The organism is Maribacter sp. R77961 (assembly GCF_044594925.1).
Classification (GTDB): Bacteria; Bacteroidota; Bacteroidia; order Flavobacteriales; family Flavobacteriaceae; genus Maribacter.
Map to the genome: position 1 here is coordinate 3,549,285 of NZ_CP138991.1, position 16,258 is coordinate 3,565,542.

Genomic DNA, 16,258 nt, shown 5'->3' on the forward strand with positions numbered 1-16,258 from the left:
GATGAAAAATATACTAGTTATCAGCGTCGTAGTTTTATTGTTGAATGCTTGTAATAAGAGTAAGTTGCCTCCGATAACTCCAAATATAATAACGGAGTCTACTTTGAATGATACGGATGACCCTGCTATTTGGTTACATCCAACGAATCCGGAAAAAAGTATTCTTTTTGGTACGGATAAAGAAACCAATGGCGCAATTTATGCCTTCGATTTAAACGGAAAGATTATAGAAGAAAAAACAATTAAAAATATGCGGCGCCCTAACAACGTAGATATCGCATACGGATTTCAATTAAACGACTCCACACAGACCGATATCATGGTATTTACAGAGAGGGAGAAGCAACAGATTAGAGTTTTCTCCGTACCAGATATGCAACCCTTGGATAGTGACGGGTTTAAAGTATTTGAAGATGAAAGCCAACTAAAGAATAAATTGCCAATGGGCATAGCTCTTTACAAATCTCCGATGGATGCAAGGATGTATGCTATAGTGGGTAGAAAAACAGGCCCTGTAAAAGGCTATTTGTATCAGTACGAATTAAAAGCGGATAGTATTGGTGTTAAAGCTAATCTAGTGCGTAAATTCGGCTCGTTCAGTGGTCAAAAAGAAATAGAGGCCATTGCGGTGGATGATGAAAATGGGTTTGTGTACTATTCAGATGAAGGCGTATGTATTAAAAAATATTATGCGGAACCTAGTATGGGTGATAAGGAGATTTCTTGTTTTGGAGGAGAATATTTTTTAGCTGATATAGAGGGCATTGCCATTGCAAAGTATCCAAATGGTAAGGGGTTTCTAATTGTTTCCAATCAACAACAGGGAGAATTCAATATTTTCTCCAGAAAAGATAATTCTTTTGTAAAGGCCATAAACCTTAGCACTTTGGAAACAGACGGTTGCGACGTGATTACGGTACCGTTAAACGATGAATTTCCAAATGGACTTTTCGTTGCTATGAATGATGAAAAAAACTTTTACATGTATGATTTAGGAAAGTTGGGATTAAGATAATTTCTCCCCAAGGTCTAGCCAAGAGTTGGCTCTTTCAAAACCTTCTGTGTGTTTGTGGCAAATAGTTTTCGGGGTATACTTCTAAATAATATGTTGAGGACAAATTAATTTTGAACTTTTCCAAAAAGGGAATACAATTCAAATTGATAGTATTTACTACCAAAAATTTATACATTACGTAATTGTTCAATGTGTAATTTATTATTTAGTTGAAAATAAAAGCGTTCGAATTTCAAAAAATATTTAAAATAGTAGTATACGTATTAACCACTATTTTACTTTTTTTTACGGCCTTAGATGGTCTTAGTAGTGCCATTGATTTCTTAACAGTTGAAATTGGAATTTATAGTACAATAGTTATTTTAGTTTTAATGATTGTCCTGTATTTTCTTCCTGCTTTTAATTGGAAAAATGATTCTGGTTCGGTTTTTAAAGTTAAAAAGATTGGGAAAAGACCATATATTTCTTTGTTATCAGTCTTAGGTGCTATTTGGATTGTGCTAATGTATAAGTCATATTCAGGGCCAAAGATGCAAACTAAATACAATCCACCAGGAGTAGTTTTAAAACCAATTTTTAATCAAAACGATACTAGCTCTTTTAATGTGCTTATTTTGAGATTTGAGGATTATATCGCTGGAAAAGAAACTTACTGTATTGGTAGAGCTATCTCTGAAAACTTAAATGATATTAAAACTTTTGACGGTTTTAATTTAGATGTTCAATATGTTGCCGATTCTATTAACCCACCGCAAAGCTTCAATGAAGCCAAGGAAATTCAAAAAAGACATAATGCGGATTTAATTATCTACGGTCTTGCCAAAAACGTAGAAAATAATTGTGAAGGTGCAGATGTTTGTTTTCGGTACAATATAGGTTTAAACATTACGGATCAAATTGACACTTTAATTAATGTCAATAAGAATAAACATGATTTGGAATTTGTAAGAGTAGTACCGGAAAGAATGGATAATAATCTTTCTTTAGATGTATCTACCTTAGGGAATTGGATAAAGAGTCTCTGTGCCGTCAAAACAGGTAATTCTAAAAAGGTTCTTTTTGAACTTGATAACATTGTTAGTAATGATGAATTATCTCCTAAACAAAGAAGTCTAAGATTAGCGGATATTGGATTTTCTTACATGAAAATTGGCAAAAATAATTTAGCAAAGACCGCTTTTGAAAAATCATTATTGTTAGACTCATTAAACCATAGTTCTATATACGGGATTAGTAACTTATATGGAAACGAACGACAATTTGGAGAGGCACAGGAATTACTGCTCAATTATATTGTTAAGATCAAAGAGGATTCAATAAAGTCAAAATTTTACCAAGCATTAGGAAACATCGAGATGAAACGGAATATTTTTCCAAATGTAGTTTTGGCACGTCAGCTTTTCCGAGAATCAATAACATTGGATCCTTCAAATAAAATGGCTCATATGGATTTAGGAATCTTAGAATATCGAATGGGTAATGAAATAATGGGATCTATTAGCTATGAAGAGGCTTTGAAAATAGATTCAGCGCTTAAGCCAATAGTCTATTCTAACTTGGGGGGTTATTATTCTCGAATACTTAATTTTAAGCAGTCTTTGAGATTTCATGACTTGGCAGTTGGTCTAAATCCTAATGATTATTTAACTTATATTTCGAGGCAAATTCTGTTTGTTAAAATGCAAGAGTATGACAAAGCCATCAATGATTTAGATATAGCAATATCAATAGACCCAGATAATTTCTTGGCCTACTATCAATGTGGTCATATTTTCAAGAAAAAAGGTGATTATAAACAGGCCATAATAGAATTTGAAAAAGCAGTGGAGTTAGATATTAAAAATCCTTTGCCGTTAATGAACATTGGCGAATCCTATATGAATGAAGGAATGCTTAATAATGCCATAGTTAGTTTACTTGAAGCGAAAAAACTGGATACGAGAAAGGAGTGGATACGAATATATCATTTATTGTATGATGCATATTTGAAATTAGGTAAAAGAGAAAAAGCTTTTAATATTTTAGATGAAATTATTACATTAAAACCAAACGTTGTTGGTAATTATTTAAAAAAAGCATATCTCTATTTTTTAGAAAGAGACTATATAGAAGAAGATAGATGTTTAATGCAAGCAAGATATATTGAAGATGACTTATCCTATTTAAATTCTCAAATAAACATTTACAAAAGTAACCGGAGAGAAAATTTTCCTTGGGATCCAAATAATGATTATTACAACTCAAATAATTTTAGAATAAAACTCTAGTGGTTCAAAAGAGATACATTATTCAAATAATTTCTCTCCAAGCTCTAGCCAAGAGTTGGCTCTTTCAAAACCTTCCGTGTGCACATTATGCGGGGAAGCAAATTGGATACCTCTCCCATCAAAGTTTGTAAGATTATAACTGCGATCGTCTATAAGAATATCTCCTTTTAGAATATGTTTGTGACCACATAGTATTCTGTTTTGCCAAGGGATAAAGGGAAAATGTTCATCCAGCCAATCACTCTTTTCTTCCAATGAATTTGGAAATTGCATCGCAGCGGATGCAATATAAACATCATGCTTTTTAGATAATTGTAGCAATACTTCTTGGCTATGGTCAATAACCTTTAGTTCTTTAAAGAAACCGGTGCGTGTAGCATGTTTACGAACACTTTCTTGATGGGCCTCTGGTACCATTTTCCAAACCTCGGTTCCCGAACATTTTTCTGTAGTTAAGCTTCCATTAAATTCAGCATTGTAAATTTTGATGTGCTCACCATAAGTATCAGCTATTACCTCATCCATGTCTACGAATATTACCATGTCATATAATTTTTTACGAAGAACGGTAAAACCTTAAAATATTAGAAGGAAACGGGTAAAAGATAAATTTTAAGTAAATAAATTAAGTTTGAAAACTAATTTACCACTGCTGGTTCTTAAAACCATTGGTCTTGGCAAACTTGATGGTGTCGCCTAAATAATCTTCTAAATTATAAGCGGGTATCGGTAATATTTGTTGTAGTAGCGTGGTGTCCCATTCGCAGGGTTCAGAAGTTAGGTATGGTGTTAAATGCACCCCTATGGTATCGTAATAAAACTGCTCTAGTTTAGATTCAAAACCAGAGGTAGTATTTATTACGTTTTGGGTAATACTAAAATTATCAAAGGCTACTGTTTCTAAAATTTTTGTAATTCCTCTGGTAATATGCGTGGTTTTGGAATGTACTATGTTCAGTTGTTCTATTGCAGTATCTAGTACCGCCACAATTACCTTGGCCGCATAATCCGTAGGAATAATATTTAAACCACTTTCTGTGTTCGCGGTAATACGCACAGGGTCTGTTGAGGTATTTCTATGAAAGAATTTCGCAAACAGATAAAATACCATGTATTTAGATATAAAATAGTTGGGTGTGTCCATGATGTTACCACCAAGTACACTTGGTCTTAAAATTTGAACTGGAATACCTATAGCTGCTCCTGCTTGGGTTATATACTTTTCAGAAGCATATTTTGAAGCTTCATAATGATTTCTATGAGCGGTGGGTGCCGTTTTCAGATAATCGTTGGGGAGAAGCCCTCCAACATTTCCTGCTGAAAAAGCGGTGCTTATATAAATGAACTTATCTATATATCTACTATAGGCCTCAAAGATTGCTTTTGTAAATTCAAAATTTTCTTTAAAAATCTCGTCTTTTGCTTCAGGAGCGGTAGATAGGTTAACAAAGCCCGCGGAGTGTATAAAATGGGTAATCCGTACGCCGTCTAAAAAACGTTCGGGATTTAAAATATCCTTAGCCGAAACTACTATAATTTTGGCGCGTATGGCAGCCAGGTTATTCTTAATGAATATTGGAGCAAAATCACTTTGCAGCATTTTACGAATACGCTCCTTTGATGAAACCGATTTTTTTTCTCTTACGGGCAGGTAAATGTTTTCAATGCTAGAAAATTTTTCTTCCAACAGGGAAAATAAAACTTGGGAACCTAAAGTTCCCGTGGCACCGGTAAGTAAAATTTGCATGGCAAGTCCGTTGAGCCAGCAAATATCGCACTAAATAAAGAAAAACCCTTACGCCTTTTTAAAGAAAAGGTGTAAGGGTTAGGTTTAAATTAAAAGTATGCTGTAAGCAGCATTCTTAATATCTGTAATATTCGGGTTTAAAAGGCCCTTCTACGGTTACTCCAATATAATCAGCCTGATCTTTCTTAAGCTCTGTAAGTTCCGCTCCTAAACGGGATAAGTGCAGTTTGGCCACTTTTTCGTCTAAGTGTTTTGGTAGCATGTAGACATCGTTTTCATAGTTCTCCTTATGATTCCATAATTCTATTTGTGCCAAAGTTTGGTTGGTAAAAGAATTACTCATTACAAAACTTGGGTGTCCCGTAGCGCATCCTAAATTTACCAAACGGCCTTCTGCTAGGATAATAATATCCTTACCATCAATAGTGTACTTATCTACTTGCGGCTTAATTTCATCCTTGGTGTTGCCATGATTGTTGTTTAACCAAGCCATATCAATCTCATTATCAAAATGACCAATATTACAAACAATGGCTTTGTCCTTTAACGCTTCAAAATGCTCAGCTCTTATAATATCCTTGTTTCCTGTGGTGGTGATTACAATATCTGCATTCCCGATTACAGTTTCTAGTTTTTTCACCTCAAAACCATCCATACAAGCCTGCAAGGCACAAATAGGGTCAATTTCTGTTACCGTAACAATAGAGCCTGCTCCTTTAAACGAAGCGGCTGTTCCTTTTCCTACATCACCATATCCGGCAACCACAACTTTTTTACCCGCTAACATGGTATCCGTAGCTCTGCGGATGGCATCTACTGCACTTTCACGACAACCGTACTTATTGTCAAACTTAGATTTGGTTACAGAATCGTTTACATTGATAGCTGGCATGGGCAAGGTGCCATTTTTTACACGCTCATATAAGCGGTGCACCCCAGTGGTGGTTTCTTCCGAAAGTCCGTTAATTCCAGACGCTAGTTCAGGATATCTGTCTAACACCATGTTGGTTAAATCTCCACCGTCATCTAAAATCATGTTCAATGGTTTGCGATCTTCCCCAAAAAATAAGGTCTGTTCTATACACCAATCAAACTCTTCCTCGTTCATTCCTTTCCACGCATAAACAGGTACACCTGCTTCTGCGATAGCTGCTGCGGCTTGGTCTTGGGTAGAGAAGATATTACAAGAACTCCACGTGACATCCGCACCAAGTGCTACTAAGGTTTCAATCAGTACCGCCGTTTGTATGGTCATATGCAAACAACCGGCAATTCGTGCGCCTTTTAGGGGTTGTTCATTTTTGTATTCTTCTCTCAAAGCCATTAATCCTGGCATCTCTGCTTCCGCTAAATCAATTTCTTTTCTTCCCCATCCGGCTAGACTAATATCCTTTACTTTATAAGGTACAAATGGAATAGTTTTGGTGCTCATCTTTTTATTATTTTATCTTTGATATATTACTTGGATGCCTTTTACCTCTATTTTGGAGAGGTCAAAGATGCAATTTTGCAGCTTTGGGTGAGGCTTTGCAAAGGTACGAAATAGACAAAGAACCCCATGCCGCTTTACAAAACTATAACAGTAAATAAAGATACTTTCATTGCTATTTGGAAGGTTGATGAATCGGAGGAATATTTAGGCGAGGGGATTGTTTTAAGTCAAAACTGTCAACTTCGTTATGATGGCATGAAATCCGAAATGCATCGTAGGGCCTTTTTAAGTATTCGTCATCTTTTGGCCCTGTACGATTATGTGGATGAAGATTTAATTTATAATGAAGCAGGGAAACCGCATTTAAAAGATGGCAAGCATATTTCTATAACCCACTCCCATAATTTTACAGGTATCATTATCAGTAGTAGTGACGAAGTTGGTATTGATATTGAAATGCAGCGGGATAAGATATTGAGAATAGCACATAAATTTACTCCATTTGAGGAATACCGAACTTTGGCCAATACTGCTGCAATTGTTAGGAAATTGACCATAGTTTGGGGGGCAAAGGAGTCGCTTTACAAAATATACGGGCAGCAAGGAATCAGTTTTTTACGTCATATAAACGTTTCCGATTTCTCCTTTGCCGATGAAAAAACCAATGCAGAAATATTATATAAGGGAGATAAATCTCAGTACAGTATTAATTTTTTGGAGTTTGAAGGCTTTACCTGTGTATATGCACTTCGTTTAAGTTGAATGTTGAAAAAACGAATTAAAATACGAAATAATTATAGTACCTCCCTAAACCCTAAACCCTCATTATGAATATATCAGTAGAGCTTACTTTTTCTCCCTTGCAGGATGATTTTGAAGAACATATTATCAACTTCATTAAAAAACTGAGGGCCTCAGGAATTACGATACTTGAAAATCCTTTAAGTACCCAAGTTTACGGAGAATATGATGCTGTAATGGAAGTTTTAAATCAAGAAATTAAAACAGCCTTTGAATTAATGGATAGAGGCCTGCTCTATATGAAGCTGGTAAAATCTGACAGAAGCGATTATGAGCCTCATTTTTGATTGGATTTTTGGGCAATATGAGGGCACGCCATCACATCTAGTAATATTAGAGATGATCGGCGTTTTCTTTGGCTTTCTAAGCGTATGGTATTCCAAGCAAGAAAATATTCTTGTTTTTCCAACAGGAATTATTAGCACGGGAATATTTGTTTATATTCTTTTGGTCTTTGGTCTGCTGGGAGATATGCTCATTAATGCCTATTACTTTTCCATGAGTGTATTTGGTTGGTATGTCTGGACAAGGAAAGTAGATGGCACCCATTTTATACCCATAACTAGAACCACGTTAAAAGAAAAAAAATGGTCTGTTATACTATTTGTATCCACAGTCCTGTTCGTATGTACAGTATATTGGTTTTTTGACAAGTTTAATAATTGGACAGCCTATGTAGACACATGTACTACCGCTATCTTTTTCGTAGGAATGTGGCTTATGGCAAAGAAGAAATTAGAAAACTGGATTTATTGGATAATCGGAGATATTATATCCGTACCCTTGTATTGGTACAAAGGGCTTATATTTACATCACTTCAGTTCTTTTTATTTACCATTATTGCTATTTACGGATACCTCGCATGGAAGAAAAGTATAAACAACAACCTTCAGACCTCTTAAAAATAGTTCTTTTTGGACCCGAATCTACGGGAAAAACAACCCTGTCAGAACAGTTGGCAAGGCACTACAATACGGTCTGGGTACCAGAGTATGCACGTGAGTATTTACAGCAGAAGTGGAACAATGAACGAAAAACCTGCGAACCGCATGACTTATTGCCCATAGCCGCTGGGCAAATGCAGTTGGAGAATAGTCTGATCAAAAAAGCTACAGAAATTTTGATATGCGATACAGATTTATTGGAGACAAAAGTATATTCGGAGGCATATTATATTGGCGATTGTGATCCCATTCTTGAAAAACATGCCTTGCAGAATAAATATGACCTGTATTTCCTAACCTACATAGATATTCCCTGGGAGGCTGATGATTTACGGGATAAACCCGAAGAACGAGAAGAAATGTTTTCTTATTTTAAAAACACATTAGAGAAATACAACCGTAATTTTATTATATTAAAGGGAAATAAAAAAGAGCGTTTAAAAACGGCTATAGAACACATAGATAAGTTACTAGAAAAATGATTGAATTTACGAAGCAAGATAAAGAGCAGTTAAAGTCCAAAGGTATATCTGAAACTAAGGTCAGCGCACAGATTGAAACATTTAAAGAGGGCATTCCCTTCGTTAATTTACAGCGAGCTGCGGTAGTCGGTGATGGTATTTATCGGTTTACCAAAGAAGAAGAGCAGGATTTGGTCGGGAATTATGAGAACAACGCCATAGCCCTTTCTATATTAAAATTTGTTCCTGCGTCTGGTGCTGCTTCCCGTATGTTCAAGGCCTTGTTTAGTTTTTTAGACGCCTATAATCCAAAAGAAGAATCCTTTGAAGCATACTTAGAGCGTTCCAACGATAAGGATATGAACGTATTTGCAGAAGGGATGAAAAATTTTCCTTTTTACCAAAAAGTCAAGGATAGGCTTAATTCGGAAAGTACTACCAAAGGAGAAGAGGTTTATGCATTTGTTTCTGAGATGATGTCGGAAGATGCATTAAACTATGGTTTTTATCCTAAGGGATTACTGCCCTTTCATAAATACGAAGAAAGTACGGCGACGCCATTCGAGGAGCATTTAAAGGAAGGAGCGCTCTATGGCTCCTCTAAGGGAAATGCTAAACTCCATTTTACCATTTCTGAGCAACATGAAGAAATGTTCAAGAAAGAATTTTCACAAGTGGAAAATCGGGTTTCTAAAAGTACGGACACGGATTTTACTGTGGATTACTCATTCCAAAAATCAGCAACGGATACTATTGCAGTGGATATGAAGAATAAACCTTTTAGAAACAGTGACGGCTCCCTATTGTTTAGACCCGGAGGTCATGGTGCTTTAATTGAAAACCTGAACGAACAGGATGCGGATATAATCTTTATTAAAAATATAGATAATGTAGCGGTTATGCGCGATGCGGATGCCGTAGCCAAGAGTAAAAAAATATTGGCAGGAGTATTATTAAATGCACAGGAAAAGGCCTTTAATTATACCAAACTAATACAGAATGGTGACATCGACGATAGCCAGCGTACAGAAATAAAAGAATTTTTGGAGTCTAAACTTAATGCAAGATTCGTTGATGGTTATATGAATCTTACCAAAGAAGAACAACTACAGGTACTTCAAAAGAAATTACAACGCCCAATCAGGGTCTGTGGTATGGTAAAGAATGAAGGTGAGCCTGGGGGTGGTCCGTTTTGGATAACTAATGCGCAAGGAGAGTTGTCACTTCAGATTATAGAATCGGCTCAGATAGATATGTCTGACCAAGAGCAAGTAGCTATTTTAAAGAATGCTACACACTTTAATCCAGTAGATTTGGTTTGTGGAGTTCGCAATCACAAAGGAGAAAAACTAGATTTATTAAAATTCGTAGATCACAAACAGGGCTTTATTACCGGAAAAACTAAAGACGGAAAGGAGCTAAAGGCCTTAGAACTCCCAGGATTATGGAACGGTGCTATGGCATACTGGAACACGATTTTTGTAGAGGTTCCCTTGGTAACTTTTAATCCGGTAAAAACGGTAAACGACTTATTAAAACCTTCACATCAAGGTTAATTAACTTTATTTCTTGAACAGCAGAAGTGTGTATGTATTACACACTTCTGTTGTTTCTGGACAGTTTTACCCATCCCTTTTAAATAGCTTTAATTTGTAAGAAGCTAATTTTCAAATAGTTGTGTCTATATATTTTCTGTGGTATGATTTTTCTACTATACCTGACAAGAATGTTTAATTTAAAAATAGATAAAATGAAAAAGTTAGTTTATGTTATCGTAATCGTATTGGGAGGAATAGTGTTAAATGCTGCCGAGGAACCAAAAGTTCAGGATATGCTTGTGGAAGAATTGATTATTCAAGATTTCACAGAGATTTCTACCTCTGACCTTCCGCAGGCAGTGATTGATGCTTTGAGCACAGATTTTCCAAGTGCTACTTTAAACAAGGCCTATGTAAATGGTGAGGGACAATATAAATTAGAAATTGCTAAAGAAGACGGTAGTACAGCCGAGTTGTATGCAGATGCAGAAGGCAACTGGTTAGAAATGTAATTGTTCTATATAGTTTGTTAGTTTAGTTAAAAGCTGCTTCGGCAGCTTTTTTATTTTTCCGATAGTTAAAAAAGTATAAAATTTGTGCATGCAAACATCTGTAAGCCGCTAGCGTCCGTAAATAGGGTAGATTACAATAATCATATTAAAATTATAGAATGAAAAGATACGCGATACTAGCACTTGTTGCCATTGGAACGATTTTTAATGCAGGAGCCAAGGATATTTCAAATTCAGGCGATAATTATTCAGTTGTTGTTACTACGGACGATTTTAAAAAAGTAAGTTCTAAAGAATTAACGCCACCCGTTGTGGAAGAATTGTTAAAACAATATCCTACTTCTAAGTTAGGAGCTGTTTACAAAAATTCTAATGGAGAGTTTAAACTTATCATGGTTTTAAAAAGCGGTACTAGAAGAACTGTTTATATAGATTCTTACGGTAATTGGTTCAAAAAGAATTAAATACGAAGATTGAACATAAAAAAAGCTGCCTAGTGCAGCTTTTTTTATGTTCTAAAGTGACTTCATGAAAAAAAGCGTGTCTTATAAAATGTAGAACAAAAGAAAAGAAAATGGTAACAATGGTGTTTGCAGCGGTAGGAACAGTAGTATGTGTAACATCTTTGTGTGTCATAGCAAGGATTTGCTGGGAAAAAGAATATTAATACAATTTTATATATGGAAGATATTTCAAAATCAATTTTATTAGGTGTTTTTACGATCTGTTTTTGGGTCTTGTCCTCCATAATTTTAAATGAAGAGAAGAAAACACTTGCAGTAACCGACGAGGTAGTTGCAGAAAGAATAAATCATATAGATGAAACCTTTGTGGAAACACTAACTATTGACTATGAAGGTGCCACCAATTAAAACTTTTCCCCCAAATTGAGGTGATACAGGATTTTTTTGAAGAATTAACCTGTTGAAGTTTTAATTATGACTTTAGAAGTTCGGTTTTTTTGGTTGGTTGTGAAGGGAGTCGCTTAAGCGGCTCCTTTCTTTTTTGGGTAATTGGTATACAGTATTCGAGAAGAGGAAACAGTTTTACCCAATTAAAATAGTTTCGACTTTTCTTAAGTAATTAACAGTTAGCTATTTAAAATTTATTTCGTTCATGGCATCGTTATTTCTTTATACTAGTAGTACTAAAACGGAGGTAAAATTTAAAAGAAAAAAACATGAAGAAGTTGTTATTATTAGGAGTATTCGCAATGGCTAGTTTTTCAATAATGGCAAAAGATGCCCAGGAAGTTGAGGTGTCTATAGTAGTAGAAAATACCGAAATCGTCAATGATGATTTCTCAGAAATTGATGTCGCTCAATTACCTACGGCAGTAACGGAAGCAGTGCGTAAAAATTATCCCACATCTACCATAAACAAAGCCTATATTAATGAGAGTAAGCAATACAAGTTAGAGGTTTCCTTAGAGGATGGTACTTCTGGCACCTTGTATGCGGATGAGCATGGAAACTGGTTAGATATGTAAATCGGAAAACTTGTTTGTATCAAGTTGGTTTGGTCAGAAAGAGGTAGCCTTGTGCTACCTTTTTCTATTTATATAAAGAACTATCCATCGGAATATTTTAAATGACAGGTAGCCGAATGTTGTGGTTTTTACGTAGATATAAAGAACACAAAAGCCTGCTTCATGCCTAAAATCTTAATTATTGAGGATGATATCTCATTTGCACAAATGCTGCAAAAATTTTTGGTAAGGAAAAATTTTCAGGTTCAAATTAGTCATTCAGGTCTGGACGGAGAAGAAAAATTAAAGAACCATTCTTATGATGTAGTCCTAACGGATTTAAGACTGCCAGAATATAATGGGTTACAGCTTGTCTCTAAAATAAAGGAAAAAACGCAGGTCATAGTAATGACAGGATATGCTGAGGTAACAACAGCGGTAAAAGCCATGAAAAATGGGGCTTACGACTATATTGCAAAACCTTTTACACCCGATCAGATTCTCGATATAATAGCAGGAGCTTTAAAAGTGTCTAAAACGGTTGTTGAAGAGAAGACTACGCTCAATGGTGGATTTAGTTCAAAAAATGAGATATCCGCAGCTTTAAAAGGTAGTTCGTATAAAGACAAGTTGCATTTTATAAGTGAAGGGGCGCAAGAACTAGATAAATATATCTCCTTAGTGGCACCAACGGATATGTCCGTTCTGATAGTTGGAGAAAGCGGAACGGGGAAAGAGGTTTCCGCAAAGGCTATTCATCAAAGTAGTAAAAGAAAAGACAAAGCTTTTATAGCCTTGGATTGTGGTGCTATACCAAAAGAGCTGGCATCTAGTGAGTTTTTTGGTCATTTAAAAGGGAGTTTTACAGGGGCTATTACAGATAAAATAGGAAGTTTTGAAGCTGCTAATGGAGGAACGCTTTTTCTGGATGAAGTAGGAAATTTATCCTATGAAAATCAAATACAGCTATTAAGGGCTTTACAAGAGCGCAAGATAAAACGTATTGGAAGTAACAAAGAGATTATTGTAGACGTACGTGTCATTTCCGCTACCAATGAAGATTTAAAAAAAGGTGTTGAAAAGGGAACCTTCAGAGAGGACCTGTATCATAGACTAAACGAGTTTTCTTTGCGTATACCTTCCTTAATAGATAGGGAAGGAGACCTGCCTATTTTTGCGCATCAATTCTTGGAATCCGCTAATCATGAACTGAATAAGAATGTTTTGGATTTTTCTAAAGATACCTGGGAAATTTTTAGGAACTATGATTGGCCAGGTAATATTCGAGAATTACAGAATGTTGTAAAACGTGCGGTTTTACTTGCTGTAGGAGAGGAGATAGAGCCAAGTGTTTTACCTCAAGAAATGATTAATGGACCAGCAAAGGATAAGGACAAGAACTTGTCCAAGGAAGAATTTGAAAAAGAACAAATACTAAAAGCATTAAAACGCACTAATTATAATAAATCCAAAGCGGCAAGACTATTGCGAATAACAAGAAAAACGCTTTATAATAGGATTAATCACTATAAACTAGAGGTGTAGCCGTGACCTTTTCAAGTACTATCAATAGTTCGTCTAGGAATAGGTCTAGTTTTGTAAAATCGGCTTTTAGCTTTTTCCAATTATTGTAATCTATAGGGATTTTCTCAAACTTTTCTAAAATTGGAATAGCGCGCTGTATTTGAAGTTGCCGGAACATGGGTAGCATTCTATGGGCAATGGAGCTTATTTCTGTGGTATTTTTCGTTGTTACCGCAGTTCTTAAAAACTGCCTATTTTTAGTGGTATCTTTTCGGAATGTTTCCAATATTTCACGAATTGCTAAGGAATCATCGCCCAAAAAAGATTGTAATACATTTAATCGATAAAGATTACCTTCTTCCAGGTTCTTGGAAAGATTATGAACGTCGCTTATGTTACCATTATTTGAAGCACCTATATGTTGTAAAAGTTCTATTTTGGAGAAAGGCTTTCGAATAACAGTGAGGAATCCTCTTGAGGTGAAAAGTTCTTTTTTTAAATCTTTCCTACCCGTCATTGCTATAATAGGCTGATTTTTATAATGTGAGTAATCTCCCTCGAGCAACTGACTCACCACATCAAAACCAGAAGTATTTGGCATTTCTATATCGGTCAAAACAAGGTCATAGGATAGATCGGCCTCTGTTTTAGGGATTAAATTGAAATCGCTGAAAAGTATTGGTGTTATGTTCTCGCGACTTATAATTTCGCCCAATAGGTGAAGAAAAGCGGTGTCGTCGTCGATGATGAGAATGCGTGACGGTTTTTGAAGTAATAATGAAGATTCTAGGACTACATCTTTCTTTTCTTCCTGTCCAAAAATAATAGGAAACCGAAGTGTAAAAACGCTACCTTTTTCTAATTCGCTTTCTAAGGTTAAAGTACCGTTTAAAAGTAGGGTCAGTTTCTTGGCTATGGCAAGACCTAAACCGTAGCCACTTTGCTTTTTGGTCAGATGGTTTGATGCCTGTTCAAATTCATGAAAAATGATAGCTTGCTGTTCTTTTGAAATGCCAATCCCCGTATCAGCAATACATATCTGGACCTGTTCATCAGATTTGGAGGTATCGATAAGGCTTGCTTTTACTTTAATTTTTCCTGCTTCCGTGAATTTAAATGCGTTACCGATGAGGTTAGCGATAATTTGCCGTATTCTTACCGGGTCGTTAATGATTGGTCTCTTTAGGAAGTCATCAATCTCTAAAACAAGAGAAATCTTTTCATTTGCTTTTGCTGTGGCTATATGCTGAGCTGTCTCCGTCAATAGGTCGTAAAGATTAAAAGTAATTTTTTCGGGCTTCATTTTTTCGGCCTCTAATTGAGAAAAATCCAATAGGTCGTTTACCAGATTATTCATATAGTTTGTTGCCGACTTAATGTTGCTGAGATATTTTTTCTGTTCCTTTGTAATTACAGAATCTTCTAAAAGCAAAGTATAACCAGTAATAGCGCTCAGGGGAGTTCTAACATCGTGACTTACGGTGCGAATTAAACGTTCTCTACTTTTAAGCAATACATCTGTAAATCTTTTTTCCTTTTCTAAATTTTGACGATAAAGATTGGCTTTCCAAAAATCCCTATTGAGAATAAAAATAAAAAAACCTACTACTAAAAATCCTAAAATAGCCACGCCGCTAGCCAATCGGATACTTCTTTTAAGTGCTGTTTCCTTTTTAATAGTGTCGTTTACAGTATTGATTAAAATCTCTCTTTCAAAGGAGGCTAGAATTTGCCGTAGTTGGTGGGATAGCTCCAAGTCTGTTCTATTAACCGTACGTTCTTGTTTGGTCAAAGCCTGGAGGTTAAGGATGTTTTCTTCCTGTACCTCAAGTAACAGCATTCGTGAAACATTTAAAACACTATCAGTGCGTTTTGCTCGCTCCTCATTGGCTTCATTAGGAGGAATATTATTGTTGAGATATTTAGCTACTTTTTTGATGGCTTCTTGGGCTTTGAGGGGTAACTCATCTAGATTTGGAGCTAATCTTTCGGCAGTAATAATACCTAAGTTCGCTTCCATTTGGTCAAATTCTTTCAAGGCAATGTTAATTGCGGCACTGGTTTGGTCTTGGGTCTTAAGCTTTCTTAGTGCCGCTGTATTACGCACTTTTTTCTCCAATAATAGTTGAAGGCTGTCCAAAAGAATACGTTGTTGTTCGTTGGTGCTTAAGATTCTAAGTTCATTAATGTCTTTGTATACAGCTTCAATATGTTGATTATAGGCGTCGAAATTTTTCTTGCTACGGGTCTGTAGCGCTAGTTCCGAGAGGCTTTCCGCTTCGTATAATTGGGATACGAAAGAATTGGTTTTAAGTAGTTTAATATCGTTTTCTGTAGTAGTTTCTGTAGAGAGGTAATCACTAATTTCAGCGTAAACATAGAACGAAGCTATAACTACCAATATCGCCAATAGCAAATAACTGATTGTTATTTTTTGAGTAAACCTAGTGTTGAATCCGCCCATATATACTATATACGTTCCATAAAGCCCACTAAGTTTTTGGTATATGTTAATTGTTTGCGAGCAGATTATTGTTTTTTTTGTTTT

At 35.6% G+C, this 16,258-nt stretch carries 16 protein-coding genes; 12 read left to right on the plus strand and 4 right to left on the minus strand.

The genetic code is table 11. The annotated features are described in order from the left end of the window. Window position 1 precedes the first annotated feature (1 nt). Both SJY09_RS15290 and SJY09_RS15295 read left to right on the plus strand, forming a co-directional pair. Window positions 2-1,015, plus strand: a complete 1,014-nt coding sequence (locus tag SJY09_RS15290) for a phytase (protein WP_396636568.1) — start codon at window positions 2-4, stop codon at window positions 1,013-1,015. Between the two features lie 209 nt (window positions 1,016-1,224). Beyond that, complete coding sequence (locus SJY09_RS15295; protein ID WP_396636569.1) at window positions 1,225-3,282, plus strand: tetratricopeptide repeat protein; 2,058 nt, start codon at window positions 1,225-1,227, stop codon at window positions 3,280-3,282. Window positions 3,283-3,300: 18 nt separating this feature from the next. Here the strand turns inward: SJY09_RS15295 and SJY09_RS15300 are convergent, their stop codons facing one another. The 3 genes from SJY09_RS15300 to ahcY form a co-directional block, all read right to left on the minus strand. Beyond that, window positions 3,301-3,825 carry a 5'(3')-deoxyribonucleotidase gene (locus tag SJY09_RS15300; protein ID WP_396636570.1) on the minus strand — a complete coding sequence of 175 codons (525 nt, stop codon included), beginning with the start codon at window positions 3,823-3,825 and terminating at the stop codon, window positions 3,301-3,303. 100 nt (window positions 3,826-3,925) lie between these two features. Then, a complete protein-coding gene (locus SJY09_RS15305; RefSeq protein ID WP_396636571.1) occupies window positions 3,926-5,029 on the minus strand; it encodes an SDR family oxidoreductase in 1,104 nt (367 codons plus the stop codon). A gap of 115 nt (window positions 5,030-5,144) precedes the next feature. Continuing rightward, window positions 5,145-6,461, minus strand: coding sequence for an adenosylhomocysteinase (gene ahcY, locus SJY09_RS15310; RefSeq protein ID WP_396636572.1), 1,317 nt, complete (start codon window positions 6,459-6,461; stop codon window positions 5,145-5,147). Between the two features lie 126 nt (window positions 6,462-6,587). Between ahcY and SJY09_RS15315 the strand changes: the two genes are divergently transcribed. From SJY09_RS15315 to SJY09_RS15360, 10 genes are all read left to right on the plus strand, one after another. After that, a complete protein-coding gene (locus SJY09_RS15315) occupies window positions 6,588-7,223 on the plus strand; it encodes a 4'-phosphopantetheinyl transferase family protein (RefSeq protein WP_396636573.1) in 636 nt (211 codons plus the stop codon). Window positions 7,224-7,288: 65 nt separating this feature from the next. Beyond that, window positions 7,289-7,549 carry a thiamine-binding protein gene (locus SJY09_RS15320; RefSeq protein WP_396636574.1) on the plus strand — a complete coding sequence of 87 codons (261 nt, stop codon included), beginning with the start codon at window positions 7,289-7,291 and terminating at the stop codon, window positions 7,547-7,549. Then, window positions 7,533-8,165, plus strand: coding sequence for a nicotinamide riboside transporter PnuC (gene pnuC / locus SJY09_RS15325; protein ID WP_396636575.1), 633 nt, complete (start codon window positions 7,533-7,535; stop codon window positions 8,163-8,165). Before SJY09_RS15320 ends, pnuC begins: the two co-directional genes overlap by 17 nt. Continuing rightward, complete coding sequence (locus SJY09_RS15330) at window positions 8,126-8,689, plus strand: AAA family ATPase (RefSeq protein WP_396636576.1); 564 nt, start codon at window positions 8,126-8,128, stop codon at window positions 8,687-8,689. Before pnuC ends, SJY09_RS15330 begins: the two co-directional genes overlap by 40 nt. After that, window positions 8,686-10,224 (plus strand): DUF4301 family protein, encoded by a 1,539-nt coding sequence (locus tag SJY09_RS15335; protein ID WP_396636577.1) that lies wholly within the window; start codon window positions 8,686-8,688, stop codon window positions 10,222-10,224. Before SJY09_RS15330 ends, SJY09_RS15335 begins: the two co-directional genes overlap by 4 nt. A 194-nt stretch (window positions 10,225-10,418) precedes the next feature. After that, the gene (locus SJY09_RS15340) at window positions 10,419-10,718 is read left to right on the plus strand and encodes a hypothetical protein (protein ID WP_396636578.1); all 300 of its coding nucleotides are present in this window, start codon (window positions 10,419-10,421) and stop codon (window positions 10,716-10,718) included. A 158-nt stretch (window positions 10,719-10,876) separates the two neighbouring features. Next, a complete protein-coding gene (locus SJY09_RS15345; RefSeq protein ID WP_396636579.1) occupies window positions 10,877-11,182 on the plus strand; it encodes a hypothetical protein in 306 nt (101 codons plus the stop codon). 216 nt (window positions 11,183-11,398) lie between these two features. After that, entirely contained in the window at window positions 11,399-11,590 is a 192-nt protein-coding gene (locus tag SJY09_RS15350) for a hypothetical protein (protein ID WP_396636580.1), read from the plus strand. 308 nt (window positions 11,591-11,898) lie between these two features. After that, window positions 11,899-12,207: a hypothetical protein gene (locus SJY09_RS15355; protein ID WP_396636581.1), complete on the plus strand. Its 309-nt coding sequence runs from the start codon at window positions 11,899-11,901 to the stop codon at window positions 12,205-12,207. Between the two features lie 162 nt (window positions 12,208-12,369). Further along, window positions 12,370-13,731 (plus strand): sigma-54-dependent transcriptional regulator, encoded by a 1,362-nt coding sequence (locus SJY09_RS15360; protein WP_396636582.1) that lies wholly within the window; start codon window positions 12,370-12,372, stop codon window positions 13,729-13,731. Here the strand turns inward: SJY09_RS15360 and SJY09_RS15365 are convergent. Then, window positions 13,706-16,174 (minus strand): hybrid sensor histidine kinase/response regulator, encoded by a 2,469-nt coding sequence (locus tag SJY09_RS15365; RefSeq protein ID WP_396636583.1) that lies wholly within the window; start codon window positions 16,172-16,174, stop codon window positions 13,706-13,708. The two genes, SJY09_RS15360 and SJY09_RS15365, sit on opposite strands and share 26 nt — an antisense overlap. Window positions 16,175-16,258 lie beyond the last annotated feature (84 nt).